This window comes from Streptomyces guryensis, assembly GCF_021261325.1.
In the GTDB taxonomy this organism is placed as follows: Bacteria; Actinomycetota; Actinomycetes; order Streptomycetales; family Streptomycetaceae; genus Streptomyces; species Streptomyces guryensis.
Genome location: NZ_JAJSBI010000011.1, coordinates 149,742 through 173,795 on the forward strand (window position 1 = coordinate 149,742; position 24,054 = coordinate 173,795).

The 24,054-nt window shown below is 70.9% G+C and carries 24 protein-coding genes and 2 pseudogenes; 18 read left to right on the plus strand and 8 right to left on the minus strand.

The genetic code is table 11. The annotated features are described in order from the left end of the window. The first annotated feature begins 189 nt into the window (after positions 1-189). Entirely contained in the window at positions 190-606 is a 417-nt protein-coding gene (gene ssgD, locus LJ657_RS22895) for a spore wall synthesis regulator SsgD (protein ID WP_232650601.1), read from the plus strand. Positions 607-871: 265 nt separating this feature from the next. On the opposite strand, the pseudogene LJ657_RS48665 reads toward ssgD, so the two are convergent. Both LJ657_RS48665 and LJ657_RS22905 read right to left on the minus strand, forming a co-directional pair. Continuing rightward, a pseudogene (locus LJ657_RS48665) lies at positions 872-1,174 on the minus strand (isocitrate lyase/phosphoenolpyruvate mutase family protein); the annotation flags it as partial. Between the two features lie 28 nt (positions 1,175-1,202). After that, entirely contained in the window at positions 1,203-1,874 is a 672-nt protein-coding gene (locus LJ657_RS22905) for a GOLPH3/VPS74 family protein (RefSeq protein ID WP_232650602.1), read from the minus strand. A gap of 298 nt (positions 1,875-2,172) precedes the next feature. Between LJ657_RS22905 and LJ657_RS22910 the strand changes: the two genes are divergently transcribed. The 3 genes from LJ657_RS22910 to LJ657_RS22920 all read left to right on the plus strand — a co-directional run bounded on the left by LJ657_RS22910 (position 2,173) and on the right by LJ657_RS22920 (position 5,890). Continuing rightward, positions 2,173-3,786, plus strand: a complete 1,614-nt coding sequence (locus LJ657_RS22910; protein WP_232650603.1) for an ABC-F family ATP-binding cassette domain-containing protein — start codon at positions 2,173-2,175, stop codon at positions 3,784-3,786. A gap of 137 nt (positions 3,787-3,923) precedes the next feature. Next, positions 3,924-4,700 carry a dimethylargininase gene (gene ddaH, locus LJ657_RS22915; RefSeq protein ID WP_232650604.1) on the plus strand — a complete coding sequence of 259 codons (777 nt, stop codon included), beginning with the start codon at positions 3,924-3,926 and terminating at the stop codon, positions 4,698-4,700. A 215-nt stretch (positions 4,701-4,915) separates the two neighbouring features. After that, positions 4,916-5,890 carry an acyl-ACP desaturase gene (locus tag LJ657_RS22920; protein ID WP_232650605.1) on the plus strand — a complete coding sequence of 325 codons (975 nt, stop codon included), beginning with the start codon at positions 4,916-4,918 and terminating at the stop codon, positions 5,888-5,890. A 57-nt stretch (positions 5,891-5,947) separates the two neighbouring features. Here the strand turns inward: LJ657_RS22920 and LJ657_RS22925 are convergent, their stop codons facing one another. Continuing rightward, on the minus strand, positions 5,948-6,199 hold the full coding sequence (locus tag LJ657_RS22925; protein ID WP_232650606.1) for a WhiB family transcriptional regulator: 252 nt from the start codon (positions 6,197-6,199) through the stop codon (positions 5,948-5,950). 216 nt (positions 6,200-6,415) lie between these two features. Here LJ657_RS22925 and LJ657_RS22930 point away from each other — a divergent pair, with 216 nt between their 5' ends. Then, complete coding sequence (locus LJ657_RS22930) at positions 6,416-7,201, plus strand: VOC family protein (RefSeq protein WP_232650607.1); 786 nt, start codon at positions 6,416-6,418, stop codon at positions 7,199-7,201. A 116-nt stretch (positions 7,202-7,317) separates the two neighbouring features. On the opposite strand, the gene LJ657_RS22935 is transcribed toward LJ657_RS22930, so the two are convergent. Further along, complete coding sequence (locus LJ657_RS22935; protein ID WP_232650608.1) at positions 7,318-7,995, minus strand: ANTAR domain-containing protein; 678 nt, start codon at positions 7,993-7,995, stop codon at positions 7,318-7,320. Between the two features lie 131 nt (positions 7,996-8,126). Here LJ657_RS22935 and LJ657_RS22940 point away from each other — a divergent pair, with 131 nt between their 5' ends. Further along, on the plus strand, positions 8,127-8,489 hold the full coding sequence (locus LJ657_RS22940; protein WP_232650609.1) for a helix-turn-helix transcriptional regulator: 363 nt from the start codon (positions 8,127-8,129) through the stop codon (positions 8,487-8,489). A 127-nt stretch (positions 8,490-8,616) separates the two neighbouring features. On the opposite strand, the pseudogene LJ657_RS22945 reads toward LJ657_RS22940, so the two are convergent. Together LJ657_RS22945 and ligD are read right to left on the minus strand one after the other, a co-directional pair. Then, positions 8,617-9,654 (minus strand): annotated as a pseudogene (locus tag LJ657_RS22945) (LacI family DNA-binding transcriptional regulator). 134 nt (positions 9,655-9,788) lie between these two features. Further along, positions 9,789-10,835 (minus strand): non-homologous end-joining DNA ligase, encoded by a 1,047-nt coding sequence (gene ligD, locus LJ657_RS22950; RefSeq protein ID WP_232650610.1) that lies wholly within the window; start codon positions 10,833-10,835, stop codon positions 9,789-9,791. 74 nt (positions 10,836-10,909) lie between these two features. Between ligD and LJ657_RS22955 the strand changes: the two genes are divergently transcribed. From LJ657_RS22955 to LJ657_RS22965, 3 genes are all read left to right on the plus strand, one after another. Beyond that, positions 10,910-11,971 (plus strand): ATP-dependent DNA ligase, encoded by a 1,062-nt coding sequence (locus LJ657_RS22955; protein ID WP_232650611.1) that lies wholly within the window; start codon positions 10,910-10,912, stop codon positions 11,969-11,971. A 99-nt stretch (positions 11,972-12,070) separates the two neighbouring features. Further along, positions 12,071-12,997, plus strand: coding sequence for a hypothetical protein (locus LJ657_RS22960; protein ID WP_232650612.1), 927 nt, complete (start codon positions 12,071-12,073; stop codon positions 12,995-12,997). Between the two features lie 73 nt (positions 12,998-13,070). Next, a complete protein-coding gene (locus tag LJ657_RS22965) occupies positions 13,071-13,376 on the plus strand; it encodes a hypothetical protein (protein WP_232650747.1) in 306 nt (101 codons plus the stop codon). Positions 13,377-13,478: 102 nt separating this feature from the next. Here the strand turns inward: LJ657_RS22965 and LJ657_RS22970 are convergent, their stop codons facing one another. Further along, complete coding sequence (locus LJ657_RS22970; protein ID WP_232650613.1) at positions 13,479-14,669, minus strand: zinc-dependent alcohol dehydrogenase; 1,191 nt, start codon at positions 14,667-14,669, stop codon at positions 13,479-13,481. Positions 14,670-14,933: 264 nt separating this feature from the next. On the opposite strand from LJ657_RS22970, the gene LJ657_RS22975 reads away from it, so the two are divergent. Continuing rightward, on the plus strand, positions 14,934-15,887 hold the full coding sequence (locus LJ657_RS22975) for a DUF3048 domain-containing protein (protein ID WP_232650736.1): 954 nt from the start codon (positions 14,934-14,936) through the stop codon (positions 15,885-15,887). A gap of 11 nt (positions 15,888-15,898) precedes the next feature. Here LJ657_RS22975 and LJ657_RS22980 read toward each other — a convergent pair whose 3' ends face one another. Continuing rightward, a complete protein-coding gene (locus tag LJ657_RS22980) occupies positions 15,899-16,363 on the minus strand; it encodes a MarR family winged helix-turn-helix transcriptional regulator (protein ID WP_099932670.1) in 465 nt (154 codons plus the stop codon). A 211-nt stretch (positions 16,364-16,574) separates the two neighbouring features. On the opposite strand from LJ657_RS22980, the gene LJ657_RS22985 reads away from it, so the two are divergent. The 8 genes from LJ657_RS22985 (at position 16,575) to LJ657_RS23020 (ending at position 23,950) form a co-directional block, all read left to right on the plus strand. Beyond that, positions 16,575-17,330, plus strand: coding sequence for a CoA transferase subunit A (locus tag LJ657_RS22985; RefSeq protein ID WP_232650614.1), 756 nt, complete (start codon positions 16,575-16,577; stop codon positions 17,328-17,330). Beyond that, on the plus strand, positions 17,330-17,977 hold the full coding sequence (locus tag LJ657_RS22990; RefSeq protein ID WP_232650615.1) for a CoA transferase subunit B: 648 nt from the start codon (positions 17,330-17,332) through the stop codon (positions 17,975-17,977). The genes LJ657_RS22985 and LJ657_RS22990 overlap by 1 nt, the downstream gene beginning before the upstream one ends. After that, positions 17,974-19,176: a thiolase family protein gene (locus LJ657_RS22995; protein WP_232650616.1), complete on the plus strand. Its 1,203-nt coding sequence runs from the start codon at positions 17,974-17,976 to the stop codon at positions 19,174-19,176. Before LJ657_RS22990 ends, LJ657_RS22995 begins: the two co-directional genes overlap by 4 nt. Positions 19,177-19,253: 77 nt before the next feature. Further along, positions 19,254-20,027 carry a protocatechuate 3,4-dioxygenase subunit beta gene (pcaH, locus tag LJ657_RS23000; RefSeq protein ID WP_232650617.1) on the plus strand — a complete coding sequence of 258 codons (774 nt, stop codon included), beginning with the start codon at positions 19,254-19,256 and terminating at the stop codon, positions 20,025-20,027. Between the two features lie 6 nt (positions 20,028-20,033). Continuing rightward, a complete protein-coding gene (gene pcaG / locus LJ657_RS23005; RefSeq protein ID WP_232650618.1) occupies positions 20,034-20,639 on the plus strand; it encodes a protocatechuate 3,4-dioxygenase subunit alpha in 606 nt (201 codons plus the stop codon). Then, complete coding sequence (gene pcaB, locus LJ657_RS23010) at positions 20,636-21,970, plus strand: 3-carboxy-cis,cis-muconate cycloisomerase (RefSeq protein ID WP_232650619.1); 1,335 nt, start codon at positions 20,636-20,638, stop codon at positions 21,968-21,970. Before pcaG ends, pcaB begins: the two co-directional genes overlap by 4 nt. Beyond that, positions 21,967-23,088, plus strand: a complete 1,122-nt coding sequence (gene pcaDC, locus LJ657_RS23015) for a bifunctional 3-oxoadipate enol-lactonase/4-carboxymuconolactone decarboxylase PcaDC (RefSeq protein WP_232650620.1) — start codon at positions 21,967-21,969, stop codon at positions 23,086-23,088. Before pcaB ends, pcaDC begins: the two co-directional genes overlap by 4 nt. A gap of 70 nt (positions 23,089-23,158) precedes the next feature. Next, the gene (locus tag LJ657_RS23020) at positions 23,159-23,950 is read left to right on the plus strand and encodes an SDR family NAD(P)-dependent oxidoreductase (RefSeq protein WP_232650621.1); all 792 of its coding nucleotides are present in this window, start codon (positions 23,159-23,161) and stop codon (positions 23,948-23,950) included. Positions 23,951-24,054: the final 104 nt, after the last annotated feature.

Genomic DNA, 24,054 nt, shown 5'->3' on the forward strand with positions numbered 1-24,054 from the left:
AGATGGCGGCGCTCGCCACAACTGCCCGTCGGGGCACGGGAAATGGACTGCGTCACTCCTGTGCATGAACGCGGTGACGCAGGTCACTCGAAATCGGTGTGCACGGATTGGCTGATTCCAGCGTCTCTAGCAGTGCCCGGCCCAATCCACCCCCGGAAGTCCGTCCAGACGTCACAAGGGAGCAAGGCGTTGTCCACCGTCATCGAACAACCCGTGGAGGCCCGCCTCGTCGCCGCCGCGCCGCGCATGCCGAGCATCCCGGCGAAGCTGCACTACGACCGCAGCGACCCGTTCGCGGTCCGTATGACCTTCCCGGCCCCGGCCACCCTGGAGGGCGTGGAGGTCTGCTGGACGTTTGCCCGCGACCTCCTCGCGGCCGGTCTGCACGAGCCCGAGGGCCACGGCGACGTGCGCGTGCGGCCGTACGGCTACGAGCGCACCGTCCTGGAGTTCCATGCCCCCGAGGGCACCGCCGTCGTGCACGTCCGGTCGCACGAGATACGCCGGTTCCTCGACGCCACGAGCGCGCTGGTGCCGGTGGGTCTGGAGCATCTCCAGCTGGATATGGACCATGACCTGGCGGAGCTGATCCGGGACGCTTGCTGAGCGCTCCGCGGGTGGGCGCGCGATGGGCCGTGTGTCGTCTGCGGGTGCGTTGCGGCTGGTCGCGCAGTTCCCCGCGCCCCTTTGGGGCGCTCATCGCGTCGGCAGTAGCCTCTTGTTCAGTTCGGTGTAGTCCAGCCCGTCCTCCTGCGCCCCGTACGTCCCCGTCTCCAGTAGCTCCCGTGTGGCGTGGTGGACCAGGGCGCGTGCTGACCGTCTCCGGGGCGGTCGGCCCCGGGGCGAGGATGCCGTCGGCGCCCGCGGCCAGGAAGGCCGTGGCCAGCTCCAGGGTGACGTCCACTCCGCCCGCGTCCCTGAGGAAGGTGTCGATCCGGGCGTTGACGAACAGCGGCACCCTTTCCCCGTCGGCGGCCTCGCGGGCGGACCCGATCCTCTCGGCCGGCTCGCCGACCGGGCGCAGCGGCCCGGCTCCGGCCTCGTACGGCGCGTCCTCGATGTTCACGCCGACCGCGACGGCGGCGAGGGCCCGGGCACGGTCCAGCCGGTCGCCGTCCGCCGGGCAGAGGCCCAGCAGAGCCCCGCGCTGGTGGCGGCCGGCAGGAATCGACATCCGCGTGAGCCGTCGGAGGCGGGGCTGCTCAGTCCCCTGTCGCCACGGCGACCGCCGTCAGGGAGGCGGTCACCGCCGTGTGCACCTCGGTGACGACCTTCCGCAGCGCGGGCGCCGCCGCCCCGCTGCGCTCGGTCAGCTCCGCCACGCGCGCGTGGTGGCGTTTGCGGTCGTTGCCCGGCACCAGGGCGGGCAGCTCCGCGGCGGCGGCGAGGGCGACGACGGCCGCGTCCCGGTCGGAGACCTCGGCGACCGGCGCCGGACCCTCCAGCACCTGCCGTGCCTCCTCGTGCAGCGCCTCCACGACGTCCGCCCGCGCCAGTACGTGCTGCACGCTCGGGAAGACCCCGAGGACACGCTTCCGCCGCGCCCGCAGATACCCGTCCGCCGTCAGTTGCTCCCGTACGGCGTCGAGGGTCACGCGGGCGTGCAGCGTCACCCAGGTCCGCCAGCGGTGCGGTCGGGACTCTCGGACCAGTTCCAGGAGCCCGTCGAGGACGGCGTCCCCGGTGAGGGAGTCCATGTCGGCGGGCGTGGCGATGCCGTCCTCGTCGACGAGCAGACCTCGCTGGGCCAGTTCGGTGAGGGCGCCGGCCCGCACCAGGTGGTGGAGGCGGGTGGCGCCGGTGACCTCGTTGGTGTGGGTGTCCCAGGCCAGCAGATAGAGCCGGGCGGGCAGTGAGAGCGGGCCGTCGGGCACGGGGACTCCTTGCTGCGGTGCGGTCGGGGATGACGTTAATCCGTTGACAGCCCTCGAAGCCGCTCCTACGGTGTACAGCGGTTCTGTTGCCGTCGATTGGAGAAGGACGTTGCTCGTCTGAGGTCTGAGACACCGTGTCACACACCTGAGGTGTGTGCGCCGCGTGCGACCTCGGCGTTCGAGCCGTCCTGACGGAGCAGGGCTTTTTCGTGCCCCAGGGCTCTCCTCTCCCGCCGTAGGTCTCCGGTGTCTCCATACGCGTTTGCCCCTGACCGCACCGAGCAACCGCGAGGCCCGTATGTCTACTTCCATCACTTGCACGTCCCTTTCGTTCACCTGGCCCGACGGCACCCCCGTCTTCGAGGGCCTCGATGCCGCCTTCGGTCCCGGCAGGACAGGGCTCGTCGGCGTCAACGGCTCGGGTAAATCAACCCTGTTGAAGCTGATCTCCGGTGAACTGGCCCCGGCCGACGGTGCAGTTCGCGTCGCGGGGGAGGTCGGCCACCTCCCGCAGAACGTCACGCTCGACACCCAGCTGAGCGTCGACGAGGTGCTCGGCATCGCCTCACAGCGGGCCGCGCTGCACGCCATCGAGGCGGGCGACGTCGCCGAGGAGCACTTCGAGACGGTCGGCGACGACTGGGACGTGGAGGAGCGCGCGCTCGCCACGCTCGGCGAACTGGGGCTCGGGCACATCGAGTTGGACCGCACCATCGGGGAGGTGTCGGGTGGCGAGTCGGTGCTGCTGCGGCTGGCGGCACTGCTGCTGCGCCGCCCGGACGTCCTGCTCCTGGACGAGCCGACAAACAACCTCGACCTGTACGCACGCAGGCGGCTGTACGCGGCCGTGGAATCCTGGTCGGGAGTGATGGTCGTGGTCAGCCACGACCGCGAGCTCCTGGAACTGGTCGACCAGATCGCCGATCTGCGCTCCGGGGCGGTCACCTGGTTCGGCGGCAACTACTCCGCCTACGAGGAGGCCCTCACCACCGAGCAGGAGGCGGCCGAGCGGATGGTGCGCGTCGCGGAGGCCGACCTCAGGAAGCAGAAGCGCGAACTGGTCGACGCCCAGGTCAAGTTGGCCCGCCGCAAGCGGTACGGGCAGAAGATGTGGGACCAGAAGCGTGAGCCGAAGATCGTCATGGGGGCGCGCAAGCGCGCGGCGCAGGAGTCCGCGGGCAAGCACCGCATCATGCACGAGGAGCGGCTCACCGAGGCGAGGGAGCGGCTCGACGAGGCGGTGGACGCCGTGCGGGACGACGACGAGATCCGCGTCGACCTGCCGTACACCGCCGTGCCGCCGGGCCGCACCGTCCTGACCCTCATGGACCTGGAACTCGCGTACGGCGCGCGCGTGGCCGGCGGGCTCGTTCTGCGCGGCCCGGAGCGGGTGGCGCTGATCGGGCGCAACGGCGCGGGCAAGACGACACTGCTGCGGACCATCGCCGGGGAGCTGGCGCCGGTGGCGGGCGAGGCGCACGCGCACGTGCCGCTGCGTTTCCTGCCGCAGCGCCTGGACGTGCTCGACGGCGAGCTGTCGGTCGCCGAGAACGTCGCCAGGTTCGCGCCGGGGGCCACCAACAACCGGATCCGGGCGCGACTCGCCCGCTTCCTGTTCCGGGGCGCCCGCGCCGACCAGAAGGCGGCCACCCTGTCCGGCGGCGAACGCTTCCGGGCGGCCCTGGCCGCGCTGATGCTGGCCGAACCCGCACCACAGCTGCTGATGCTCGACGAGCCGACCAACAACCTCGACATGGCGAGCGTGCGGCAGCTGACGTCGGCCCTGGAGTCGTACGAGGGGGCGCTGATCGTGTCCAGCCACGACCTGCCGTTCCTGGAGTCGATCGGGATCACCCGGTGGCTGCTGCTGGACGGCGAACTGCAGGAGACGACGCCGGAGGCGATCGGATAGCTCCCGATCGCGCGTCTCAGGAGGGGCACAGCCTGGCAACGAGGGTTTTGCCGTCGTGGATCGGCGCTGCATGATGGCGGACCGGGCGTCGCGTCATGGGCGCCCGGTCTGCCGTCCCGCCGATTCGGAGTCCCCTCGTGCCCAGCAAGAAGGCCCTCGTCCGCCGCCCGAGCCCCCGCCTCGCCGAAGGGCTGGTGACGCACATCGAGCGGGAGAAGGTCGACTTCGATCTCGCGGTCGAGCAGTGGGAGGCGTACGTCGAGGCGCTGCGCGAGCACGGCTGGGAGACGGTCGAGGTGGACCCGGAGGACGACTGCCCGGACTCGGTGTTCGTCGAGGACACGGTCGTCATGTACAAGAACGTCGCGCTGATCACCCGGCCCGGGGCCGAGTCCCGGCGGGAGGAGACGGCCGGCGTCGAGGAGGCCGTGGCGCGCCTGGGCTGCTCGGTGAACTGGATCTGGGAACCGGGCACCCTGGACGGCGGCGACGTGCTGAAGATCGGCGACACGATCTACGTCGGCCGGGGCGGCCGCACCAACGCGGCCGGTGTGCAGCAGCTGCGGGCCGCCTTCGAACCGCTGGGGGCGCGGGTCGTCGCCGTACCCGTGAGCAAGGTGCTGCACCTGAAGTCGGCGGTCACGGCGCTGCCCGACGGGACGGTCATCGGGAACATCCCCAAGGTGGACCGGCCCTCGCTGTTCCCGCGCTTCCTGTCGGTGCCCGAGGAGTCGGGCTCGCACGTGGTGCTGCTCGGCGGCAGCAAGCTGCTGATGTCGGCGAGCGCGCCGAAGTCGGCGGAACTGCTCGCCGATCTCGGTCACGACCCGGTCGTGGTGGACATCAGCGAGTTCGAGAAGCTGGAGGGCTGTGTGACATGTCTCTCGGTCCGACTGCGGGAGCTTTACGCCTGACGGGTGCGCCGATCACCCTTTCAGCCCTGGGACCTGCGGTCCGGGGGCTTTCAGGCATTCCTTGGAAGTCCTGGGAAACGCGTCCTGATCAGGGATCTTTACGCGGCGCTTAACCTACGTCTTCGTAACCTACGGTTTCGTAGCCTACGATCCCGTAGGTTCCGGCACCGCTCGCCGGTCTGTCCCGCTTTGTTACGCGTCCCTCTGGAGTTCCCGTGACGATCACTTCCCCGCACCTCGGCAGCCCCGCCGTCTGGACCGACGCCAAGCTGCTGTACGCACTGGAGGAAGTGGTCGAGACGGAACTCAACCGGCATCTGAAGGTCGCCAAGGACTGGATGCCGCACGAGTACGTGCCGTGGTCGGACGGCCGCAACTTCCCCGGCCTGTTCGAGGACGGCGAGGCCTGGGACAAGGAGCAGTCCAAGGTCACCGAGATCGGCCGTATCGCGCTGGTCGTGAACCTGCTCACCGAGGACAACCTGCCCAGCTACCACCACGAGATCGCCTCGCTGTTCGGCCGGGACGGCGCCTGGGGCACCTGGGTGCACCGCTGGACGGCCGAGGAGGGCCGGCACGGCATCGTGATGCGCGACTACCTGCTCGCCTCGCGCGCGGTGGACCCGGACAAGCTGGAAGCGTTCCGCATGCAGCACATGTCGGAGGGCTTCGAGTCGGACAACCGCCACTCGATGCTGCACTCGGTCGCGTACGTCGCCTTCCAGGAGCTGGCCACCCGCGTCTCGCACCGCAACACCGGCCACCAGTCGGGCGACCCGGTCTGCGACCGCATGCTGGCCCGCATCGCGACCGACGAGAACCTGCACATGGTCTTCTACCGCAACCTTCTCAAGGCGGCCTTCGAGCTCGCGCCCGACCTCACCATGCAGGCCGTACGCGACGTGATCGTCAACTTCCGGATGCCCGGTCACGGCATGCCCGGCTTCGAGCGGTTCGCCGCGCAGATGGCCATCGGCGAGGTCTACAACATGCGCATCCACCACGACGACGTGCTGCAGCCGGTCCTCCGCTTCCTGAAGATCATGGAGATCGACGGCCTGGGCCCCGAGGGGCAGCAGGCCCAGGACGAACTCGGCCTGTTCATGGGCGGGCTGGACGCGGAGGCCCTGAAGTTCGACGAGAAGCTGGCGGCACGCAAGGCGCGCATGGCGGCGCGCGCCGCAGGCTGACGGCACACCCGACCGCCGGCCATGACGCGGCCGGTACGCACGCGCGTACCGGCCGCGTCAGTGCGTCGTGCGCCTGAGCTGCAGGCGCTCCTTCTCCGACAGGCCGCCCCAGACGCCGAAGCGTTCGTCGTTCTGCAGGGCGTACTCGAGGCAGGCGGGGCGCATCTCGCACATGCCGCAGATGCGCTTCGCCTCGCGCACCGAGCTGCCCGGCTCGGGGAAGAAGAAGTCCGCCCCCGTCTGTGCGCACAGCGCCTGGGCCTGGGACTGCCAGGCGAAGTCGGCAGAGGTGATGGTGTCGATGTGCATGGACGAGATCGTGCCGCGGGCCGAAAAACGTTCGATCAACGCGTCATCAACGCCGCCCGGCGGGGCCCCCGGCCACCCTGATGGTGGCGCCCGGACGCACCGCCGCGCACGGCGGCGCGCGGAAGGCGGCGCAGAGAACGATTCCGGCAGCGATTGTCGGTGGGCGGTGCAAGACTCGGCAGTGCAGAGAACGGGACCCTTCCGAGGAGGGCGAAGATGCTCACCACCCGTTTCGTCAACGGCGCTCCCAACTGGATCGACGTCAGCACCTCCGACATCGACGGCGCCATCTCCTTCTACGGCGGCCTCTTCGGCTGGCGGTTCCAGTCGGCGGGGCCCGACGCCGGCGGATACGGCTTCTTCCAGCTGGACGGGAGGACCGCGGCGGGCGGTGTGCAGACCACGCCCGAGCAGGGCCCGCCGTCCTGGACGGTGTACTTCCAGAGCGGAAACGCCGAGGCCACCGCGAAGGCGGCGGAGCAGGCGCACGGCAGCGTGCTGATGCAGCCCATGGACGTGATGGGCGAGGGGCACATGGCGGTCCTCGCCGACAAGGCGGCCGTGCCGTTCGGCATCTGGCAGCCCGGCCGGACCAAGGGCGTGGACGTCGCGAACGAGGCCGGCGCCCTGTCCTGGGTCGAGCTCTACACCCCGGACATCGCCGCTGCCGCCTGGTTCTACCACGAGACGCTCGGCCTGGAGACGGCGGCGGCGGACTTCCCGGGCGGTACGTACACCACCGTCAACCCCGCCGGCGGCGGCGAGGACTCCATGTTCGGCGGCATCGTCCCGCTCGCCGACGACCCGTCGGAGGACCGCGCGTACTGGCTGCCGTACTTCGAGGTCGCGGACACGGACGCCACGGTCGCCAAGGCAGCGGAACTGGGCGGCGAGGTCCGCGTCCCGGCCACCGACATCGAGGGCGTGGGCCGTTTCGCCAAGCTCGCCGACCCCTACGGCGCCCGCTTCGCGGTGATCAAGAGCGCACCCCCGCAGACGTGAGGGAATGACGGCGCCGGGCGGTCCCGGCCGGACGCCGGTGGGCGCGCACGATCACCGGCGCCTGCCGGCGCCGGCAGGCTCAGAACCCGACCGAGCGTCACGACGCCGGCGCCCGGTCAGGCCAGCGGGACCGCCGCGCGCGCCTGCGCGACGGCGGCCGCCAGCTGTTGCTGTACATCCTCGGGCAGCGGCGTTCCCTGAACGGTGCCGACCAGGTCCTGGGCCAGACGGTGCAGCTTGGTGTTGGTGTTCTGGGAGGCCGTGACGAGCACGGTCCACGCCACCTCGGGGCTCAGGTTGAAGGAGGCCATCAGGATTCCGCGGGCCAGGTCTATGGAAGGCCGGGTCTGCATCGCCCGTCGCAGCTCGGCGACCTCCTTGCGCAGCTCGTGATCGACCGCCTCCGGCGCCTTCGGGCTGTCACCGACGGCATCGGGCTCTGCGCTCCCGGCAGCGGAGCCTGGGTGCACGAACAACTCCCGGGCGCCGGTCAGCTCCAGGAGCCGGTCGACCGGAGGGCCGCTGACGCCGATGATGACCGTCTTGCCCTGGTCGAGCGCCTTTCGCCGCAGACCCAGTAGGAGGTTGAGACCGGAGCAGTCGCAGAACCCGACCGCGCTCAGGTCCAGATCGATACCGCTCGCCGAGTTGTCCAGCGCCTCGTCCAGGCCGCGTTCGAGTGGTCGGCCGCCGTGGTCGAGTTCACCGCACACCCGGACGTTCATGCGATCGCCGTCCGGTACCACGTCGATCGTCACCAGGCATGGCTGCGCAGAGTGCGCAGGCTCCGGCATGGCCTCTCTCCCTCGTGTGTTCACCTGTCTCCGCTCCCAAGGTTCCCCCCTCCATCCGCACACGTCAAGAAATACATGAAATCCAGTGCGTGCTTTTGAATGCGTGAATGTCGTATCGCTACAGTTGGAACATGGATGGAGTGCCCGAGCCACACACCGGATGGACGTTCGTCACCAATCACGCGCGCGTACTGGCGGCCATCGCTGACAACCACAGCGCCCGGATCCGCGATATCGCCGCGCACTGCCGCCTCACCGAACGCGCCGTCCAGAAGATCATTTCCGACCTCGAACAGGCGGGGTATCTCTCCCACACCAGGGAGGGACGCACCAACACCTACCGGATAGATCCCAGTAAGATCCTGCGACATCCCGCCGAGGCGGGACTGACGGTGGCGTCACTGCTCTCCCTGCTCGTGCAGGCCGAGACCGCCCGCTCCACCGCCTCCGCATCCGCCTCCGACGACGGCACACGGCCCCACGCCGCGACCTGACGACAGCACCGCCCGACTGAGCGGTCCCGGTGCAGTCCGGCGCGGTACCCGCCCCCCTGAGGGGCGCGGCGAACTGCGCGACCGGCCCCCTCGGCCCGTGCGCGGCGAAGGCTCATGTCGATACGGCTCAGGCCGAGGCGCGTCGCACCAGTGTCGTCGGCAGGACCACGCTGGACGGTGCACCCCCGACGCCCTGGTCGGTGCTGCGGGGACCGAGGCGGCGCAGCAGCAGCCGGGCCATCAGCCGCCCCATCTCCTCGATGTCCTGACGGACCGTCGTCAGCTGCGGATCGGCCTGCTCGGCCACGGGCAGCATGTCGTCGAAGCCGATCACGGCGACATCGTCGGGCACCCGCCGCCCACGCTCACGCAGCACGCGCAGCGCGCCCACCGCGGAGAGGTCGTTGGCGGCGAACACGGCGTCCAGATCGGGGCGGCGGTCGAGGAGTTCCCGCATCGCCCGCTCACCGCCCGCCGGGGTGAAGTCGCTCTCGACGATGAGCCGGGGGTCGGCATCGACCATGACGTCCCGGAAGCCGTCGAGCCGGTCCGCCGCGGATGTCTGGTCGAGGGGCCCGGTGATGTGCGCGATCCGGGTGCGGCCGAGCCCCGCGAGATGGCGTACGGCCTCGCGGGCGCCGCCCCGGTTGTCGCTGTCGACGTACACCACGCCGCTTCGGCCGTCGCTCCAGCCGGGCCGCCCGCCGAACACCGTCGGCACACCCGCGTGCTGGATCAGGCCGGGCAGCGGGTCGTCGAGGTGCAGGGAGAAGACGAGCGCGCCGTCGACATGGCCCCCGGCGAGATAGCGGCCGACGCGGGCGTGGTCGCCGCGGCCCTCGGTGAGCAGCAGCACGAGCTGGTTGTCATGGGCCGTCAACTCCTTGCTGATGCCCCTCAGTTGCAGCGCGAAGAAGGGGTCGGCGAAGACACGGGTCTCCGGACTCGGCGATGACCACGGCCACGGCGTCGTGCCGCCTGGTCACCAGGGAGCGGGCGGCCTGGTTGGGCACGTATCCGAGTTCCTCCACCGCCCGCCGGACCCGTGCGACGAGGGTTCCCTGACCCCGTCCCCGCCGTTGACCACCCGCGAGACGGTGGCCCGGGACACGCCCGCCCGGGCGGCCACGGCCTCCAGCGTGGGGCGCGGCGCTGTGTCGGTCACTTCGGCTCCTGCTGCTGCTCGGCGGTTGCCGATCAGGATAGCTCCGGGGCGGACGGAGCTGTGAGAGCGCTCTCGGATCTTCGAAATCCGCGGTGCCGAGCTCTGGCACACGGCCCCGAGCGAACGGCCACGCCTCAGCCGGGGGAGCCTCCATCCGAAACGTCCGGCGGTGGCCCCTTCTTCGCCCTGCTCGGCTGCACCCGCTTCGGCTCCCCCGGCATCTTCGGATACTCCGGCGGATACGGCAGATCGCCCAGCCCGTGGTCGCGCTCGTCCCTTCGTGCGAGTTCCAGCAGGGGCTCCAGCGAGAAGCGGTGGTCGTCCATGTCCGCGTGCACGTCGCCGAGTTCGGCGAAGCGCGCGGGCATGGTCGCGATGTCGAAGTCCCGGGGGTGGGCGACCCCGACCTCGTCCCAGGCCAGGGGCGCCGAGACCGGGGCGTGCGGGCGTGGCCGTACGGAGTAGGCGGAGGCGATGGTGCGGTCCCTGGCGGTCTGGTTGTAGTCGACGAAGATGCGCTCGCCCCGCTCCTCCTTCCACCACTTGATGGTCACGTGGTCCGGCATCCGGCGCTCCAGCTCCCGGCCCACGGCGATGGCCGCGCGCCGGACCTGAGTGAAGGTCCAGCGCGGCTCGATCGGCACGAAGACGTGCAGGCCGCGGCCGCCGGAGGTCTTGGGGAAGCCTCGCAGGCCGCCGAACTCGTCGAGGACGGCCCGCAGTTCGTGGGCGGCTCGCACGGCGTCGTCGAAGTCGGTGCCGGGCTGCGGGTCGAGGTCGACGCGGAGTTCGTCGGGGCGGTCGACGTCGTCGCGGCGCACCGGCCAGGGGTGGAAGGTGAGCGTGCCGTACTGGGCGGCCCACAGGACGGCGGCCTCCTCGGTGGGGCACATCTCGTCGGCGCTGCGGCCGCTGGGGAAGGTGATGTGGGCGGTCGGGATCCAGTCGGGCATGTTCTTCGGCGCCCGCTTCTGGAAGAAGTTCTCGCCGGTCACGCCCTCCGGATAGCGCTCCAGGGTGGTGGGGCGGTCGCGCAGGGCGCGGAGGATGCCGGGGCCGACCGCGATGTAGTACCGGGCGAGGTCCAGCTTGGTGAAACCGCGCTCCGGGAAGAAGATCTTGTCCGGGCTGGACAGGCGGACGGTGCGGCCGCCCGCTTCCAGTTCCACCGCTTCGCCCATGCGGCCACGGTAGGCGCACCCCATGAACCTCGCATACCGGGCGGCAAGCGGCGTATGCGAGCAGAATCGGATCCATGGATCTGCCGGTGATGCCGCCCGTGAAGCCGATGCTCGCCAAGTCGGTGGCGAGGATTCCGCCGGACATGCACTACGAGGCGAAATGGGACGGCTTCCGGGCGATCGTGTTCCGCGACGGCGCCGAGGTCGAGCTCGGCAGCCGTACAGGCAAGCCGCTGACCAGGTATTTTCCCGAGCTGGTGACCGCACTGAAGGAGCGGGTGCCCGAGCGGTGCGTACTGGACGGTGAGATCGTCATCGCACGGGAGGGGCGGCTCGACTTCGACGCGCTCACCGAACGCATCCACCCCGCGGACTCCCGGGTCCGGATGCTGGCCGAGAAGACCCCTGCGTCGTTCGTGGCCTTCGACCTGCTGGCCCTGGCCGACGAGCCGCTGCTCGACGTGCAGCTGACCGACCGGCGGGCGCTGCTGGAGCGTGCGCTGGCCGAGGTCACCGCGCCGGTCCACCTCGCTCCGGCCACGACCGACATCGACGTGGCGCAGAGCTGGTTCGAGCAGTACGAGGGGGCGGGCCTGGACGGCGTCATCGCCAAGCCGCTCACGCTGCGCTACCGCCAGGACGAGCGGGCCATGTACAAGATCAAGCACGAGCGCACGGCGGACGTCGTCGTCGCGGGCTACCGCTTCCACAAGAGCGGCCCGATCGTGGGTTCACTGCTGCTCGGCCTCTACGACGACCGGGGCGCCCTGCAGCACGTCGGCGTGTCGGCGGCGTTCCCGATGAAGCAGCGCGCGGAACTGGTAGAGGAGCTGGAACCGCTGCGCATGCCGGACTCGGCGGGCCACCCCTGGGCTGCCTGGTCCGACGAGGCGGCGCACGAGACGGCCCGGCTGCCGGGCGCGCCGAGCCGCTGGTCGGGCAAGAAGGACCTGTCCTGGGTGCCGCTGAGACCGGAGCGGGTGGCCGAGGTGGCGTACGACCACATGGAGAACGGGGCGCGCTTCCGGCACACGGCCCGCTTCCGCCGCTGGCGCCCGGACCGGACCCCGGAGAGCTGCACGTACGCGCAGCTGGAGGAGCCCGTGCGCTACGACCTGGGCGAGATCCTCGGCTGACTCAATTGCTCCTCAACGGCTGAACGGCTCAACGGCTCAACGGCTCAACGGCTCAACGGCTCAACGGCTCAACGGCTCAACGGGCAGCTTCCCTGAGTCGTGGTGTGGGCGAGCCTCGGCACGGCCGGCGTGTTCGAGGCGTTGACGCTGTTGGCGACCCAGGACAAGGCGGTCAGGGCGGCCAGCCCCTGGCAGGACGACCCGTATGACGCGGTGGTGTCACTGGCCCAGTTCACGGTGCCCATGCTCGCCTTGGTGATCGCGTTGCGGCTGCTCGCCTGGCGGGCGCCGGGTGGTGCGGACCGGGCACGGCAGACGGTGCGAGCGGCGGGGGCGATGACCACGCTGATCGGGCTCACGGTGGTGTCCGAGTGGGCCGCGGTCATCGCCAGGACGCCGGCCGTGGTGGCGGGAAGGTGGCCATCAGTGCTCGTCAGCGGGCTGGTCGCCTGCTCGATACTCACCGCGGTATCAGCGGTGCTGCTCGTGCGATGGCGCCGTGGGCGGGGCCCCTCCGGCAGGTGGCGGTACGACTGGCTCGGCGACGCCGTCTTCGTCTGCCGGCGGATTCCCGTACTGCGGCGCTGGGCCGGTCCGGATGCCGCAGTAGGGGTACGCCGCCGCGCGATGACCGTGTTCGTCACGCTGAGCATGCTGGCTGCCGTGGCCGTCACCGCCGCACAGGCCGTCGGCGAGCGCTGGACGGATCCGCTGCTCATCGTCTGGTTTCTGATCGTCGTGGCGACCTCCGATCTCGCGTTCTGCGTGATCAGCAACGCGGTCGCAGGGTTCATCGCCCGGCCGCCGCGCACCCGGCGCCGCCGCATCGCCGAGGCATCGGTGGTAGCCGGGTGCATCGCGATCAGTGTGGCGACGGCGTTCCGTGACGCGTTGTGGCACGTGTTCGGGACGGGACTGCTGACGTCCGTTCCGGCCGTGGCCGCTCTCACGCTCGGAGCTGGTCTGGCCACGTCCGTGGGCACGGCCATGCTCCTGCTCGCGTGCTTCCCGCGCGACTCCTCCTGACCGGGCCGCCGCCCCGCCGGGGCGGCGCCATCCCCTTGCGACGTCCGGGTGTACACCGGTGAAAGGCGTGACGATGGAACCGTCCACAGAGCACGAACAGGCAGTACCGATGATCTGCGCCAGTGAGCTGTCCAAACGGGACGGACGCAGACAGGCCGTCAGCGGGCTCGGCTTCACCGTGGGAGCCGGCCAGATCTGCGCGCTGCTCGGCCCGAACGGAGCGGGCGAGACCGCACTTGCCACCGCCCTCACCCTGGCCGGACTACCAGCGGCAGTCGCCTTCTCCGCAGTGCTGCTCCACCGCCTGCTCACCTTCTGGCTTCCGGTACTTCCCGGCTGGGCCGCCTTCACCTGTCTGATGCGCAAACGGCTGCTATAGGGACGTCACAGTGAAGTGCCGGCGAACATCGCCGTCACGTGTCCTTGGCGCCGTGCGCCGGGCCCGAGGTCGTACCGATGTGGTCTGGGGAAACGCAACGGCTCAGGGCTGCATCAGCACCTTGACCGCGCCGTCCTGCTTGCGCTGGAACATCTCGTACGCGTGCGGAGCGTCGGTGAGCGGCAGCCGGTGGGTGGCGAAGTCGTCGACCCCGAGCGGGTCCTCGTCCGTCAGGTACGGGAGGATCTCGTCGCTCCAGCGGCGCACGTTGGCCTGGCCCATGCGGATCTGGATCTGCTTGTCGAACATGGTGAGCAGGGGCATCGGATCGGCCGTGCCACCGTAGACGCCGACGAGGGACAGCGTGCCGCCGCGGCGGACCAGTTCGATGGCGGTGTGCAGGGCGGCGAGGCGGTCGATGCTGAAGCGTTCGGCGAGCGGGCCGGCCAGCTTGCGGGGCAGCAGGGCCGAGGCCTGCTGAGCCAGCCGTGCGGCCGCGCTGCCGTGGGCCTCGGTGCCGACGGCATCGATCACGGCGTCGGGGCCGCGGCCGTCGGTCCGGTCGCGGATCGCGGTGACCAGCTCCTTCTCGTTGTCGAAGCTCCTCAGGTCGAACGTCTCCACGCCCCGCGCGTGTGCCCGGCGCAGCCGGTCGCCGACCAGGTCCACCCCGAACACCCGCTCCGCGCCGCGCACTTGGGCGACCCGACAGGCCATGTCCCCGATCGGCCCGAGACCGAGCACGGCCACGCTGCCGCCCTCCGGGATCCCCGCGTACTCGACCGCCTGCCAGGCGGTGGGCAGCACGTCGGAGAGATAGACGAAGCGGTCGTCGGGCGGCCCCTCCGGGACCTTGATCGGCCCGTACTGAGCCTGCGGCACCCGCAGATACTCGGCCTGGGCGCCCGGCACCGCGCCGTACAGGCGGGTGTAGCCGAACAGGGCGGCGCCCATGCCCTCGCCGGTCACCTGTGTGGTCTCGCACTGCGTGGGCAGCCCCGTGAGGCACATCCAGCAGTCGCCGCAGGCGATCTGGAACGGCACCACCACCCGGTCGCCCGCCGCCAGGTCGGGCACCCCGGCCCCGACCTCCTCGACGATGCCCATCGGTTCGTGTCCGAGGATGTCGCCCGGTGTCATGAACGGTGTGAGCACCTCGTACAGATGCAGATCGGAGCCGCACAGCCCCGTCGAGGTGATGCGGATGACGGCGTCCGTCGGCTCCTGGATCCTCGGATCGGGCATGTCCTCCACCCGTACGTCCCGCTTCCCCTGCCAGGTCACAGCCTTCATCGCGTGGCGCTCCCTCCGTCGCATCGGTGTGTCTGCTCCCGCGGTGCCGCCCGGGTACCCGCCCCGCCGCCTCCCGAAGCGGGATCGGGGACGAGGCCGGAAACCGGCCCCGGAGCGGGGTCAGGGCCAATGGGCGTATCGCACGCGCACAATCAGGACCAAACGGGTATGGCCATCTATGAACGTATAAGCGCACAATCACTGAAACGGGATGTGGTGGCCACGGTGAGCACGGGACGGTTGGCGCGTCCGCGACGCGCCTCGATGACAGTGGCGCTGCTGGCCGCCGCGGCAACGGCCGCGCTGGCGGCAGGCTGCACGGATCAGCACGGCCCGACGCAGGACGGACGCGGCCGGGTGCAGACGCCGGCCCCCAAACAACCGAAGCAGGTGGCCCGTGGCGCCCCCGTACTCGCCGTGAAGATCGACAACGCGCCCGAGGCCCGGCCCCAGACAGGGCTCGAATCGGCGGACATCGTGTACGCGGAACAGGTCGAGGGCGGCCTGAGCCGCCTGATGGCGGTGTACGCGAGCACGTTGCCGAAGGTCGTCGGGCCGGTGCGCAGCGCCCGCGAGTCGGACCTGGAGCTGCTGCGCCAGTTCCACCGTCCGACGCTCGCCTTCTCCGGTGCGCAGCACAAGCTGCTGCCGCTCATCAACAGCGCGCCCCTGCAGGCGGAGCCGCCCGAAAAGGCGTCCGGCGCCTACTTCCGCGGCACCGGCACACCCGCACCGCACAACCTCTTCCTGCACCCCGCCCGCCTGATGCCGTCGCCACCGGGCGCGAAGGCCCTGACGACCGGTTTCCGCTACGGCGCCGCACCCTCCGGCGGCAGACCCGAGAACACGCGCACCATCCGCTACCCCGCCGCCGGCTTCACCTTCACCTGGTCCCCGGGCCTGCACCGCTACCTGGTCGCGATGGACGGGAAACCCACGACGGCGGCCGGTGGAAAGCGGGTGGCGCCGGCGACGGTCGTCGTGCAGTACGTGAAGGTGCGCCAGTCCGCCTTCCACGACCGGCTCGGCAGCAACACCCCATACACCGAGACGGTCGGTTCCGGGAAGGCGCTGGTCCTGCGTGACGGACGGCTCTACGACGTCCACTGGCAGCGCGTGAAGGCCACCGACGGCACGCGGTTCACGACGAAGGACGGCAAGCCGGTCGACTTCGCGAAGGGCCAGGTGTGGGTCGTCCTGACCAGGGCCACGCGATAGGTCCGGCGCGCTCAGCCCTGCGCCACGAGGGGTTCCGCCGGGTTGCGGAGCCCCTCGGCCGCATCGGCGACCCGCCGGATGAGATCGAAGAACACCGACTGTTCCTCGGCGGACAGCGGCGCCAGGAACACCTGGTTCATCCGCGCCGTGCGCACGGTCAGCTTGCGGTGCGTGCGCACACCGTCGTCGGTCAGGCGCAGCAGGAAACGGCGGCCGTCCTGCGGATCACGCACCTTGTCGAGCAGCCCGCGGCGCCCCAGGCGGCTGATCACCTCGGCGATCGTCGACCGGTCCAGCCCCACCCGCTCCCCCACCGTGCGCTGGTCCAGGCCCGGCTCGGCGACGAGCGCGTTGAGGACCGCGAACTGCGGCGAGGTGATCTCCTCCGAGACCATCGTGTTCCACAGCAGGTAGTGGGCCTGCTGCAGCCGCCGGGCCAGGTGCCCGGGGTGGGTGGTGAGATCCACCGCGGCCATGTGCGCTCCCGAGGTCGAAATCGTTGGTGCACTGAACGATACCCGGACCTTCTGTCCACTGTCTGTAGTTGTGCATACGCTGCTGACCTTGCACTTCCCCTGGGTCTTGACGCTGCCGCGCGACAGTGGCAGCGTGAAGGAAACTTCACGGAAATAGTCAGTGCCCTGATTAATTCGGGACCGGGCGCTCGGACGGGATGGGGCTTCACGGATGGACAAGGTGGTCGCCACGGCCGGGGAGGCGGTGGCCGATGTGCCGGAGGGCGCGTCGCTGGCGGTCGGCGGGTTCGGGCTCAGTGGTGTGCCGAACGTGCTGATCGGGGCGTTGTACGAGCGGGGGGTGGGCGGCCTGTCGGTGGTGTCCAACAACTGCGGTGCGATGGAGTCGGGGCTGGCGGTACTGCTGGCGGCGGGTCGGATCGCGCGGGTGACCGGGTCGTACATCGGGGCGAACAAGGAGTTCGCGCGGCAGTATCTGGCCGGGGAGCTGGAGGTGGAGCTGATTCCGCAGGGCACGCTGGCGGAGCGGCTGCGGGCGGGCGGAGCCGGGATCCCGGCGTTCTTCACGCCGGCCGGGGTGGGCACGCAGGTCGCGGACGGCGGGCTGCCCTGGCGCTACGACGGCTCCGGTGGGGTGGCGCTGGCGTCGCCGCCGAAGGAGGTGCGCGAGTTCGACGGCACGGAGTACGTGCTGGAGCGGGGCATCCGCACCGACTTCGCGCTGGTGCGGGCGGCGAAGGGCGACCGGCACGGGAACCTGGTGTTCAACAAGTCCACCCGCAACTTCAACCCCCTCGCCGCGATGGCCGGGCGGGTGACGATCGCCGAGGTCGAGGAACTCGTCGAGCCCGGCGAGATCGACCCGGACGCGGTGCACCTGCCGGGCATCTTCGTGCAGCGCGTCGTCGCACTGAGCCCGGAGCAGGCCGCGGACAAGAAGATCGAGCAGCGGACGGTGAGCAGCTGATGGCCTGGAGTCGTGAGCAGATGGCCGCGCGGGCGGCGCGTGAGCTTCAGGACGGGCAGTACGTGAATCTCGGCATCGGGCTGCCGACGCTGATCCCGAACTATCTTCCGGCGGGGGTGGAGGTGGTCCTGGAGTCGGAGAACGGCATCCTGGGCACCGGTCCCTACCCGGCCGAGGACGCCGTCGACCCGGACCTGATCAACGCCGGCAAGGAGACCGTCACGGTCCTGCCCGGGGCGTCCTTCTTCGACTCGGCGTTGTCGTTCTCGATGATCCGGGGCGGGCACATCGACGTCGCGGTGCTGGGTGCGATGCAGGTCTCCGCCGCGGGGGATCTGGCGAACTGGGCGATTCCCGGGAAGCTGATCACGGGGATCGGCGGGGCGATGGACCTGGTGCACGGGGCCCGCACGGTCATCGTCGTCATGACGCACACGGCCAAGGACGGCTCTCCGAAGATCCTTGAGGAGTGTGCGCTGCCGCTGACCGGCAGGGCATGTGTGAACCGGGTCATCACCGACCTGGCTGTCCTGGACGTCACCGAGGAGGGCCTGGTGCTGGTGGAGACCGCGCCGGGTGTGACGACCGAGGAGATCGTGGCGAAGACGGCCGCCAAGGTACGCATCCCGGAGGAGATCCAGTCATGAAGGACGTGTACATCGTCGACGCGGTGCGCACCCCGATCGGCCGCTACAACGGCGCTCTCGCTGCGGTACGCCCGGACGACCTGGCCGCCCACGCCATCCGTGAACTCCTGGCCCGGACACCGCAGTTGGACCCCTCCCGGATCGAGGACGTCTACGTCGGCAACGCGAACGGGGCGGGCGAGGAGAACCGCAACGTCGCCCGCATGGCCGCCCTGCTCGCGGGGCTGCCGACCTCCGTGCCCGGGGTGACCGTCAACCGGCTGTGCGCGTCGGGGTTGGAGGCGGTCGTCCAGGCCGGCCGCGCGATCGCCGTCGGCGACGCCTCGATCGCCGTAGCGGGTGGCGTCGAGTCGATGACGAGGGCGCCGTACGTCCTGCCCAAGAACGACAGGCCGTTCCCCGCCGCCCACACCGAGCTGTACTCCACCACGCTGGGCTGGCGCATGGTCAACCCGCGGATGGACCCGCAGTGGACCATCCCGCTCGGTGAGTCCGCGGAACTGATCGCCGACAAGCACAAGATCACCCGCGAGCAGCAGGACGAGTTCGCCCTCGCCTCCCATCAAAAGGCCGCCACAGCGCAGCAACAGGGCTTGTTCGAGGCCGAGTTGGCGCCGGTGCCGGTCCCGCAGCGCAAGGGCGACCCGGTCGTCATCGCCGCCGACGAGTGCGTACGGCCGGACGCCTCCCTCGCGGCGATGGCCAGGCTGAAGCCGTCCTTCCGCACGGACGACGGCACGGTCACCGCGGGCAACGCCTCGCCGCTCAACGACGGCGCCGCCGCGCTGCTGCTGGTGGACGAGGAGGGCCTCAAAGCGGTCGGCCGCGAACCCCTGGCCCGCATCTCCGCGACCGGCGTGAACGCCCTCGACCCGCACTACTTCGGCCTCGCCCCGGTCGAGGCCGTCAACCGGGCCCTGACCAAGGCGGGCAGGACCTTCGCCGACCTGTCCGTGCTGGAGCTGAACGAGGCCTTCGCCGCCCAGGTGCTGGGCTGCGTCGCCGAGTGGCCCGAGTTCGACCCCGCGATCCTCAACCCGCGGGGCGGCGCCATCGCCCTGGGCCACCCCCTCGGCGCCTCCGGTGCCCGCCTCGCCGGCACCGTCGCCCACCAACTCGCGGCCCGCGGGTCCGGCACGGGCGTCGCCACCCTCTGCATCGGCGTCGGCCAGGGCCTCGCCCTCGTCCTCGAACGCTGAACGCGCAGCCCCGCGCCCCTCACGGGGCGCGGCAAGCGCCCGACTTCGACGAGACCGCCAGAAACCCCGGGAACGCCATGACTCTCACCCAGCAAGACATCGACCAGGAGATCGCTGCCGAGCACGCCGCGTACGAGAAGCGGATCGCCGACGGAGCGCCCGTCGAGCACCAGCCGCGCCGCGACTACGCACCGTACCGCTCCTCCGTCCTGCGTCACCCCAAGCAGCCGCCGATCACCATCGACGTGACGAAGGACCCGGAGCTGGTGGAGCTGCACTCCCCCGCCTTCGGCGAGCGCGACATCACCGAGATCGACAACGACCTCACCAAGCAGCACACCGGCGAGCCGATCGGTGAGCGCATCACCGTCTCCGGCCGGCTGCTGGACCGGGACGGACGCCCGATCCGCGGTCAGCTGGTCGAGGTCTGGCAGGCCAACTCGGCGGGCCGCTACGCCCACCAGCGCGAACAGCACGACGCCCCGCTGGACCCGAACTTCACCGGCGTCGGCCGCACACTGACCGACGACGACGGGCATTACCACTTCACCACCGTGCAGCCGGGCCCGTACCCGTGGCGTCAGCATCTCAACGCCTGGCGGCCGGCGCACATCCACTTCTCGCTCTTCGGCACGGCGTTCACGCAGCGGCTCGTGACGCAGATGTACTTCCCGAGCGACCCGCTGTTCCCGTACGACCCGATCATCCAGTCGGTGACGGACGACGCGGCCCGGCAGCGGCTGGTCGCCACGTACGACCACAACCTGTCCGTGCCGGAGTTCTCGATGGGCTACCACTGGGACATCGTGCTCGACGGGCCGCACGCCACCTGGATCGAAGAAGGGCGCTGAGCTGCCATGACGAAGATCGACACAAGCCGCCCGGAGACCGTGCTCCCGACCCCGTCGCACACGGTCGGCCCCTTCTACGGCCACGCCCTGCCCTTCCCCGGCGGCGGCGACATCGCGCCGGTCGGCCACCCGGACACGATCACCGTCCAGGGATATGTGTACGACGGCGAGGGCAACCCGCTGCCGGACGCCTTCGTGGAGCTGTGGGGCGCCGACCCCGACGGCAACATCCCGCAGGTGGACGGTTCGATCCGGCGCGACCCGTCGAGCGGCGGCTATCTGGGCCGCAACGGTGTGGAGTTCACCGGCTGGGGGCGCATCCAGACGGACGCCAACGGCCACTGGTACGCGCGGACGCTGCGGCCCGGCGCGCGCGGGCGGAGTGCGCCGTACCTCAGCGTGTGCGTGTTCGCGCGCGGGCTGCTGGTGCACCTGTTCACCCGGATCTATCTGCCGGGTGACGAGGCGGCGCTCGCCGCGGATCCGGTGCTGTCCCAGGTGCCGGAGGCGCGACGCGGCACGCTGATCGCGAAGGACGACGGCAAGGGCACATACCGTTTCGACATCCGCCTTCAGGGCGAAGGCGAGACGGTCTTCCTGGAGTTCCAGTGACTTCTGTCGGTGCCGACGACACCGGCCTGCTCGCCCCCGGGTGGGCAGACTCCCCCGCCGCCTCAGCGACCGGCGACGCGGCCTTTCTGCAGGCTCTGCTCGACGCGGAGGCCGCCCTCACCCGGGCCCAGGCCGCCCTCGGCCTCGCTCCGGCCGAAGCGGCGGCCGCGGTGACCGAGGCGGCCGACGCCACCCGTTTCGACGTACGTTCCCTCGCCGGGCGCGCCCGCGGCGGCGGCAACCCGGTCATCCCCCTGGTCGCCGACCTGACGAAGGCGGTCGGCGAGGAGTACGGGCCCTACGTCCACCGGGGCGCGACCAGCCAGGACATCATGGACACGGCGACGATGCTGGTCGCCGTGCGCACCCTGGACCTCGTCCTCGCCGACCTGGGCCGCACCGAACGGGCGCTCGCCAGGCTGGCATCGGACCATCGTGACACCGCGATGCCCGGACGGACGCTCACGCAGCACGCCGTACCGACTACCTTCGGGCTGAAGGCGGCCGGCTGGCGCTCGCTCGTCCTCGACGCACGGGACCGGATCAGCGCCGTACGCGACTCGCTGCCCGCCCAACTCGGCGGCGCGGCAGGGACGTTGGCGGCCTTCACCGTGTACGGCGCCCAGGACACGCAGGCCCTGACGGCGGCCTACGCCCGCGAAATCGCGCTCCGCGAACCGCTCCTGCCCTGGCACACCCTGCGCACGCCGATCGCCGATCTCGCCGGATGCCTGGCCTTCGCGGCCGGGGCGCTGGGCAAGGCGGCCGCGGACGTGCTGGTCCTCGGCCGTACGGAGATCGCCGAGGTCACGGAGGGCAGTGGCGGCGGCTCTTCGGCCATGCCGCACAAGGCGAACCCCATGCGGTCCACGCTGATCGCGGCCGCGGCCCGGCGGGCTCCGCAGCTCGCGGCCACGCTGTACGGATCACTGGCCGCCGAGGACGAGCGCCCGGCCGGGGCCTGGCACGCCGAGTGGGAGCCGCTCCGGGATCTGCTGCGGGTGGTCGGCGGTGCCGCCCGCGACGCCGCCGAACTGGCCGAAGGACTGCGGGTCGACGCGGACACCATGCGGGAACACCTGGGCCTCACCCACGGGTTGATCGTCTCCGAGCGGCTGTCCGCGGAGCTGGCCCCCGTGCTCGGCCGCGCCCGCGCCAAGGCCCTGCTCACGGATCTCGCCCGGCGCACCCACACCGAGGGCCGCCCGCTGGCCGAACTACTCGCCGACGAGCCCGAGTTGAAGGACGTCAACGTCCACGAACTCGCCGATCCCGCCCGTTACACCGGCTCCGCCGGAGTCCTCACCGACCGTTCCCTGGAGCGACGTTGACCGAGAAACTCCTCAACCACCGTACCGAGGGGCCCGCTTCCGCTCCCCCGCTGCTGCTCGGGCCCTCGCTCGGGACGTCGTACGCACTGTGGGACAAGGTGGCACCCGAGCTGTCCATCACCCACCGGGTCGTCCGCTGGGACCTGCCGGGGCACGGCGGGTCCGCGCCCGGCCTGATCGGTCCCGGCGCGACCGTCGGTGACCTCGCCGACCTGGTGCTCGCGCTCGCCGACTCGCTGGGCGTCGAGCGGTTCGCGTACGCGGGCGTGTCGCTCGGCGGGGCTGTCGGTCTGCACCTCGCTCTGCACCACCCGGAACGGGTGTCGTCGCTGGCCGTGATCTGCTCGTCGGCGCACTTCGACGGGGCGAAGCCGTGGGAGGAGCGGGCCGAGCTGGTGCGGCGCGAGGGGCTGGGCTCCCTGGTGGCGAGTGCCGACGCCCGCTGGTTCACGCCCGGCTTCACCGTGCCGGAGCTGGTGCGGGACCAGGCGGAAGCCGACCCCGAGGCGTACGCCGCCTGCTGTGACGCACTGGCCGCCTTCGACCTGCGCGACCGGCTCCCGGAGATCTCCGTGCGCACACTGCTGATCGCCGGGCGCGAGGACAGGGCCACTCCGCCACCGCATCTGCGGGAGATCGCGGACGCCGTGGCGGGTTCCGCGCTCGTCGAGCTTCCGCACGCCGCACATCTGGCGCCCGCACAGTGCCCGGAGGCCGTGCTGACAGCCCTGCGTACGCACCTCGGCGGGGGTGCCAAGCGCGGGATGGAGGTACGGCGGGAGGTGCTCGGCAACTCGCACGTGGACCGGGCGCAGGCCCGGCAGACGCCCTTCACCGCCCGCTTCCAGGACTTCATCTCGCGCTATGCCTGGGGCGAGATCTGGACCGACCCGACGCTCAGCCGCCGCGAACGCAGCATGATCACGCTGACGGCTCTGGTCGCCCACGGGCACTACGACGAGTTGGCCATGCATGTGCGGGCGGCCCGGCGCAACGGGCTCACCCCCGAGGAGATCGGCGCCGTACTGCTGCAGACGGCCGTGTACTGCGGGGTCCCGGCGGCGAACTCGGCGTTCGCGGCGGCCCAGCGGGTACTGGCGGAGGAGGACGCGGTCTGAGGGTGACCCTGCTGGTCGTAGCTTCAGCAGCACCTCGCACATGCCTCCCTCGCGTGCCTACGGTGGAGGCATGTCCACCATTCTGATCACCGGCGCCACCTCCGGCCTCGGCCGCTACGTCGCCTTCGAGCTGGTCCGCTCCGGACACGTCGTCCTCGCTCACGGCCGCGATCCCGGCCGTACGGAGCAGCTGGTCGAGGAGCTGCGCACCGAGGGCGACGCGGAAGGCTTCGTCGCCGACCTCGCCTCACTGGCGCAGGTGCGCGAGCTGGGCGGTCACGTCGCCGACGCCCACCCCGACCTCGATGTCCTGGTCAACAACGCGGGCGTCGGAGCGGGCGCTCCCGGCGCCGGACGCGAACTGAGCGCCGACGGCCACGAACTGCGCCTGGCCGTGAACTACTTGGCACCGGTCGTGCTCACCCGCGCCCTGCTCCCGGTGCTGCGCGCGAACACGCCTTCCCGGATCGTCAACGTCGGCTCGGTCGGCCAGGACGCCCTCGACTTCGACGACATCGAGTTCAGGCGCCGGTACGACGGCTTCGCTGCCTACCGCCGCGCCAAGTTCGCCCTCGCGGCCCACACCTTCACCCTGGCCGAGGAGCTGGCGGACACCGGAGTCGCGGTCAACGTCCTGCACCCGGCCACCTTCATGGACACAGCCATGGTCCACGAGGGCGGAGTCACGCCGTGGAACACGGTCGCGGACGGAGCACCGGGCGTACTGGCTCTGGCCACTCAGGACCTGGGCTCAGGCCGCTACTTCGACGGCACGAACCCGTCAAGGGCACACGCGGAAACGTACGACCGCGAGGTCCAGAAACACCTGTCGACGGTCACCGACCAACTCCTGGCGCTGTAAGCGCCTGTAGGGGCGCGGGGCCGTGTCGATATGCGGCTCGGCCGCGTGGGTGTGATCAACCACAACCAACCCGCAGACGCCGAACCACCTCGCGCCCCGAGCTC

Coding starts and splice junctions, on each gene's coding strand:
- ligD (WP_232650610.1), bottom strand. CDS start 10,835: ATGGGCGAAGCGGTGGAACTGGAAGCGGGCGGCCGCACCGTCCGCCTG.
- LJ657_RS22910 (WP_232650603.1), top strand. CDS start 2,173: ATGTCTACTTCCATCACTTGCACGTCCCTTTCGTTCACCTGGCCCGAC.
- LJ657_RS22995 (WP_232650616.1), top strand. CDS start 17,974: ATGAAGGACGTGTACATCGTCGACGCGGTGCGCACCCCGATCGGCCGC.
- pcaH (WP_232650617.1), top strand. CDS start 19,254: ATGACTCTCACCCAGCAAGACATCGACCAGGAGATCGCTGCCGAGCAC.
- LJ657_RS22955 (WP_232650611.1), top strand. CDS start 10,910: ATGGATCTGCCGGTGATGCCGCCCGTGAAGCCGATGCTCGCCAAGTCG.
- LJ657_RS22985 (WP_232650614.1), top strand. CDS start 16,575: ATGGACAAGGTGGTCGCCACGGCCGGGGAGGCGGTGGCCGATGTGCCG.
- LJ657_RS22980 (WP_099932670.1), bottom strand. CDS start 16,363: ATGGCCGCGGTGGATCTCACCACCCACCCCGGGCACCTGGCCCGGCGG.
- LJ657_RS23020 (WP_232650621.1), top strand. CDS start 23,159: ATGTCCACCATTCTGATCACCGGCGCCACCTCCGGCCTCGGCCGCTAC.
- LJ657_RS22970 (WP_232650613.1), bottom strand. CDS start 14,669: ATGAAGGCTGTGACCTGGCAGGGGAAGCGGGACGTACGGGTGGAGGAC.
- LJ657_RS22940 (WP_232650609.1), top strand. CDS start 8,127: ATGGATGGAGTGCCCGAGCCACACACCGGATGGACGTTCGTCACCAAT.
- pcaG (WP_232650618.1), top strand. CDS start 20,034: ATGACGAAGATCGACACAAGCCGCCCGGAGACCGTGCTCCCGACCCCG.
- LJ657_RS22935 (WP_232650608.1), bottom strand. CDS start 7,995: ATGCCGGAGCCTGCGCACTCTGCGCAGCCATGCCTGGTGACGATCGAC.
- LJ657_RS22975 (WP_232650736.1), top strand. CDS start 14,934: ATGACAGTGGCGCTGCTGGCCGCCGCGGCAACGGCCGCGCTGGCGGCA.
- LJ657_RS22990 (WP_232650615.1), top strand. CDS start 17,330: ATGGCCTGGAGTCGTGAGCAGATGGCCGCGCGGGCGGCGCGTGAGCTT.
- LJ657_RS22930 (WP_232650607.1), top strand. CDS start 6,416: ATGCTCACCACCCGTTTCGTCAACGGCGCTCCCAACTGGATCGACGTC.
- LJ657_RS22925 (WP_232650606.1), bottom strand. CDS start 6,199: ATGCACATCGACACCATCACCTCTGCCGACTTCGCCTGGCAGTCCCAG.
- LJ657_RS22965 (WP_232650747.1), top strand. CDS start 13,071: ATGGAACCGTCCACAGAGCACGAACAGGCAGTACCGATGATCTGCGCC.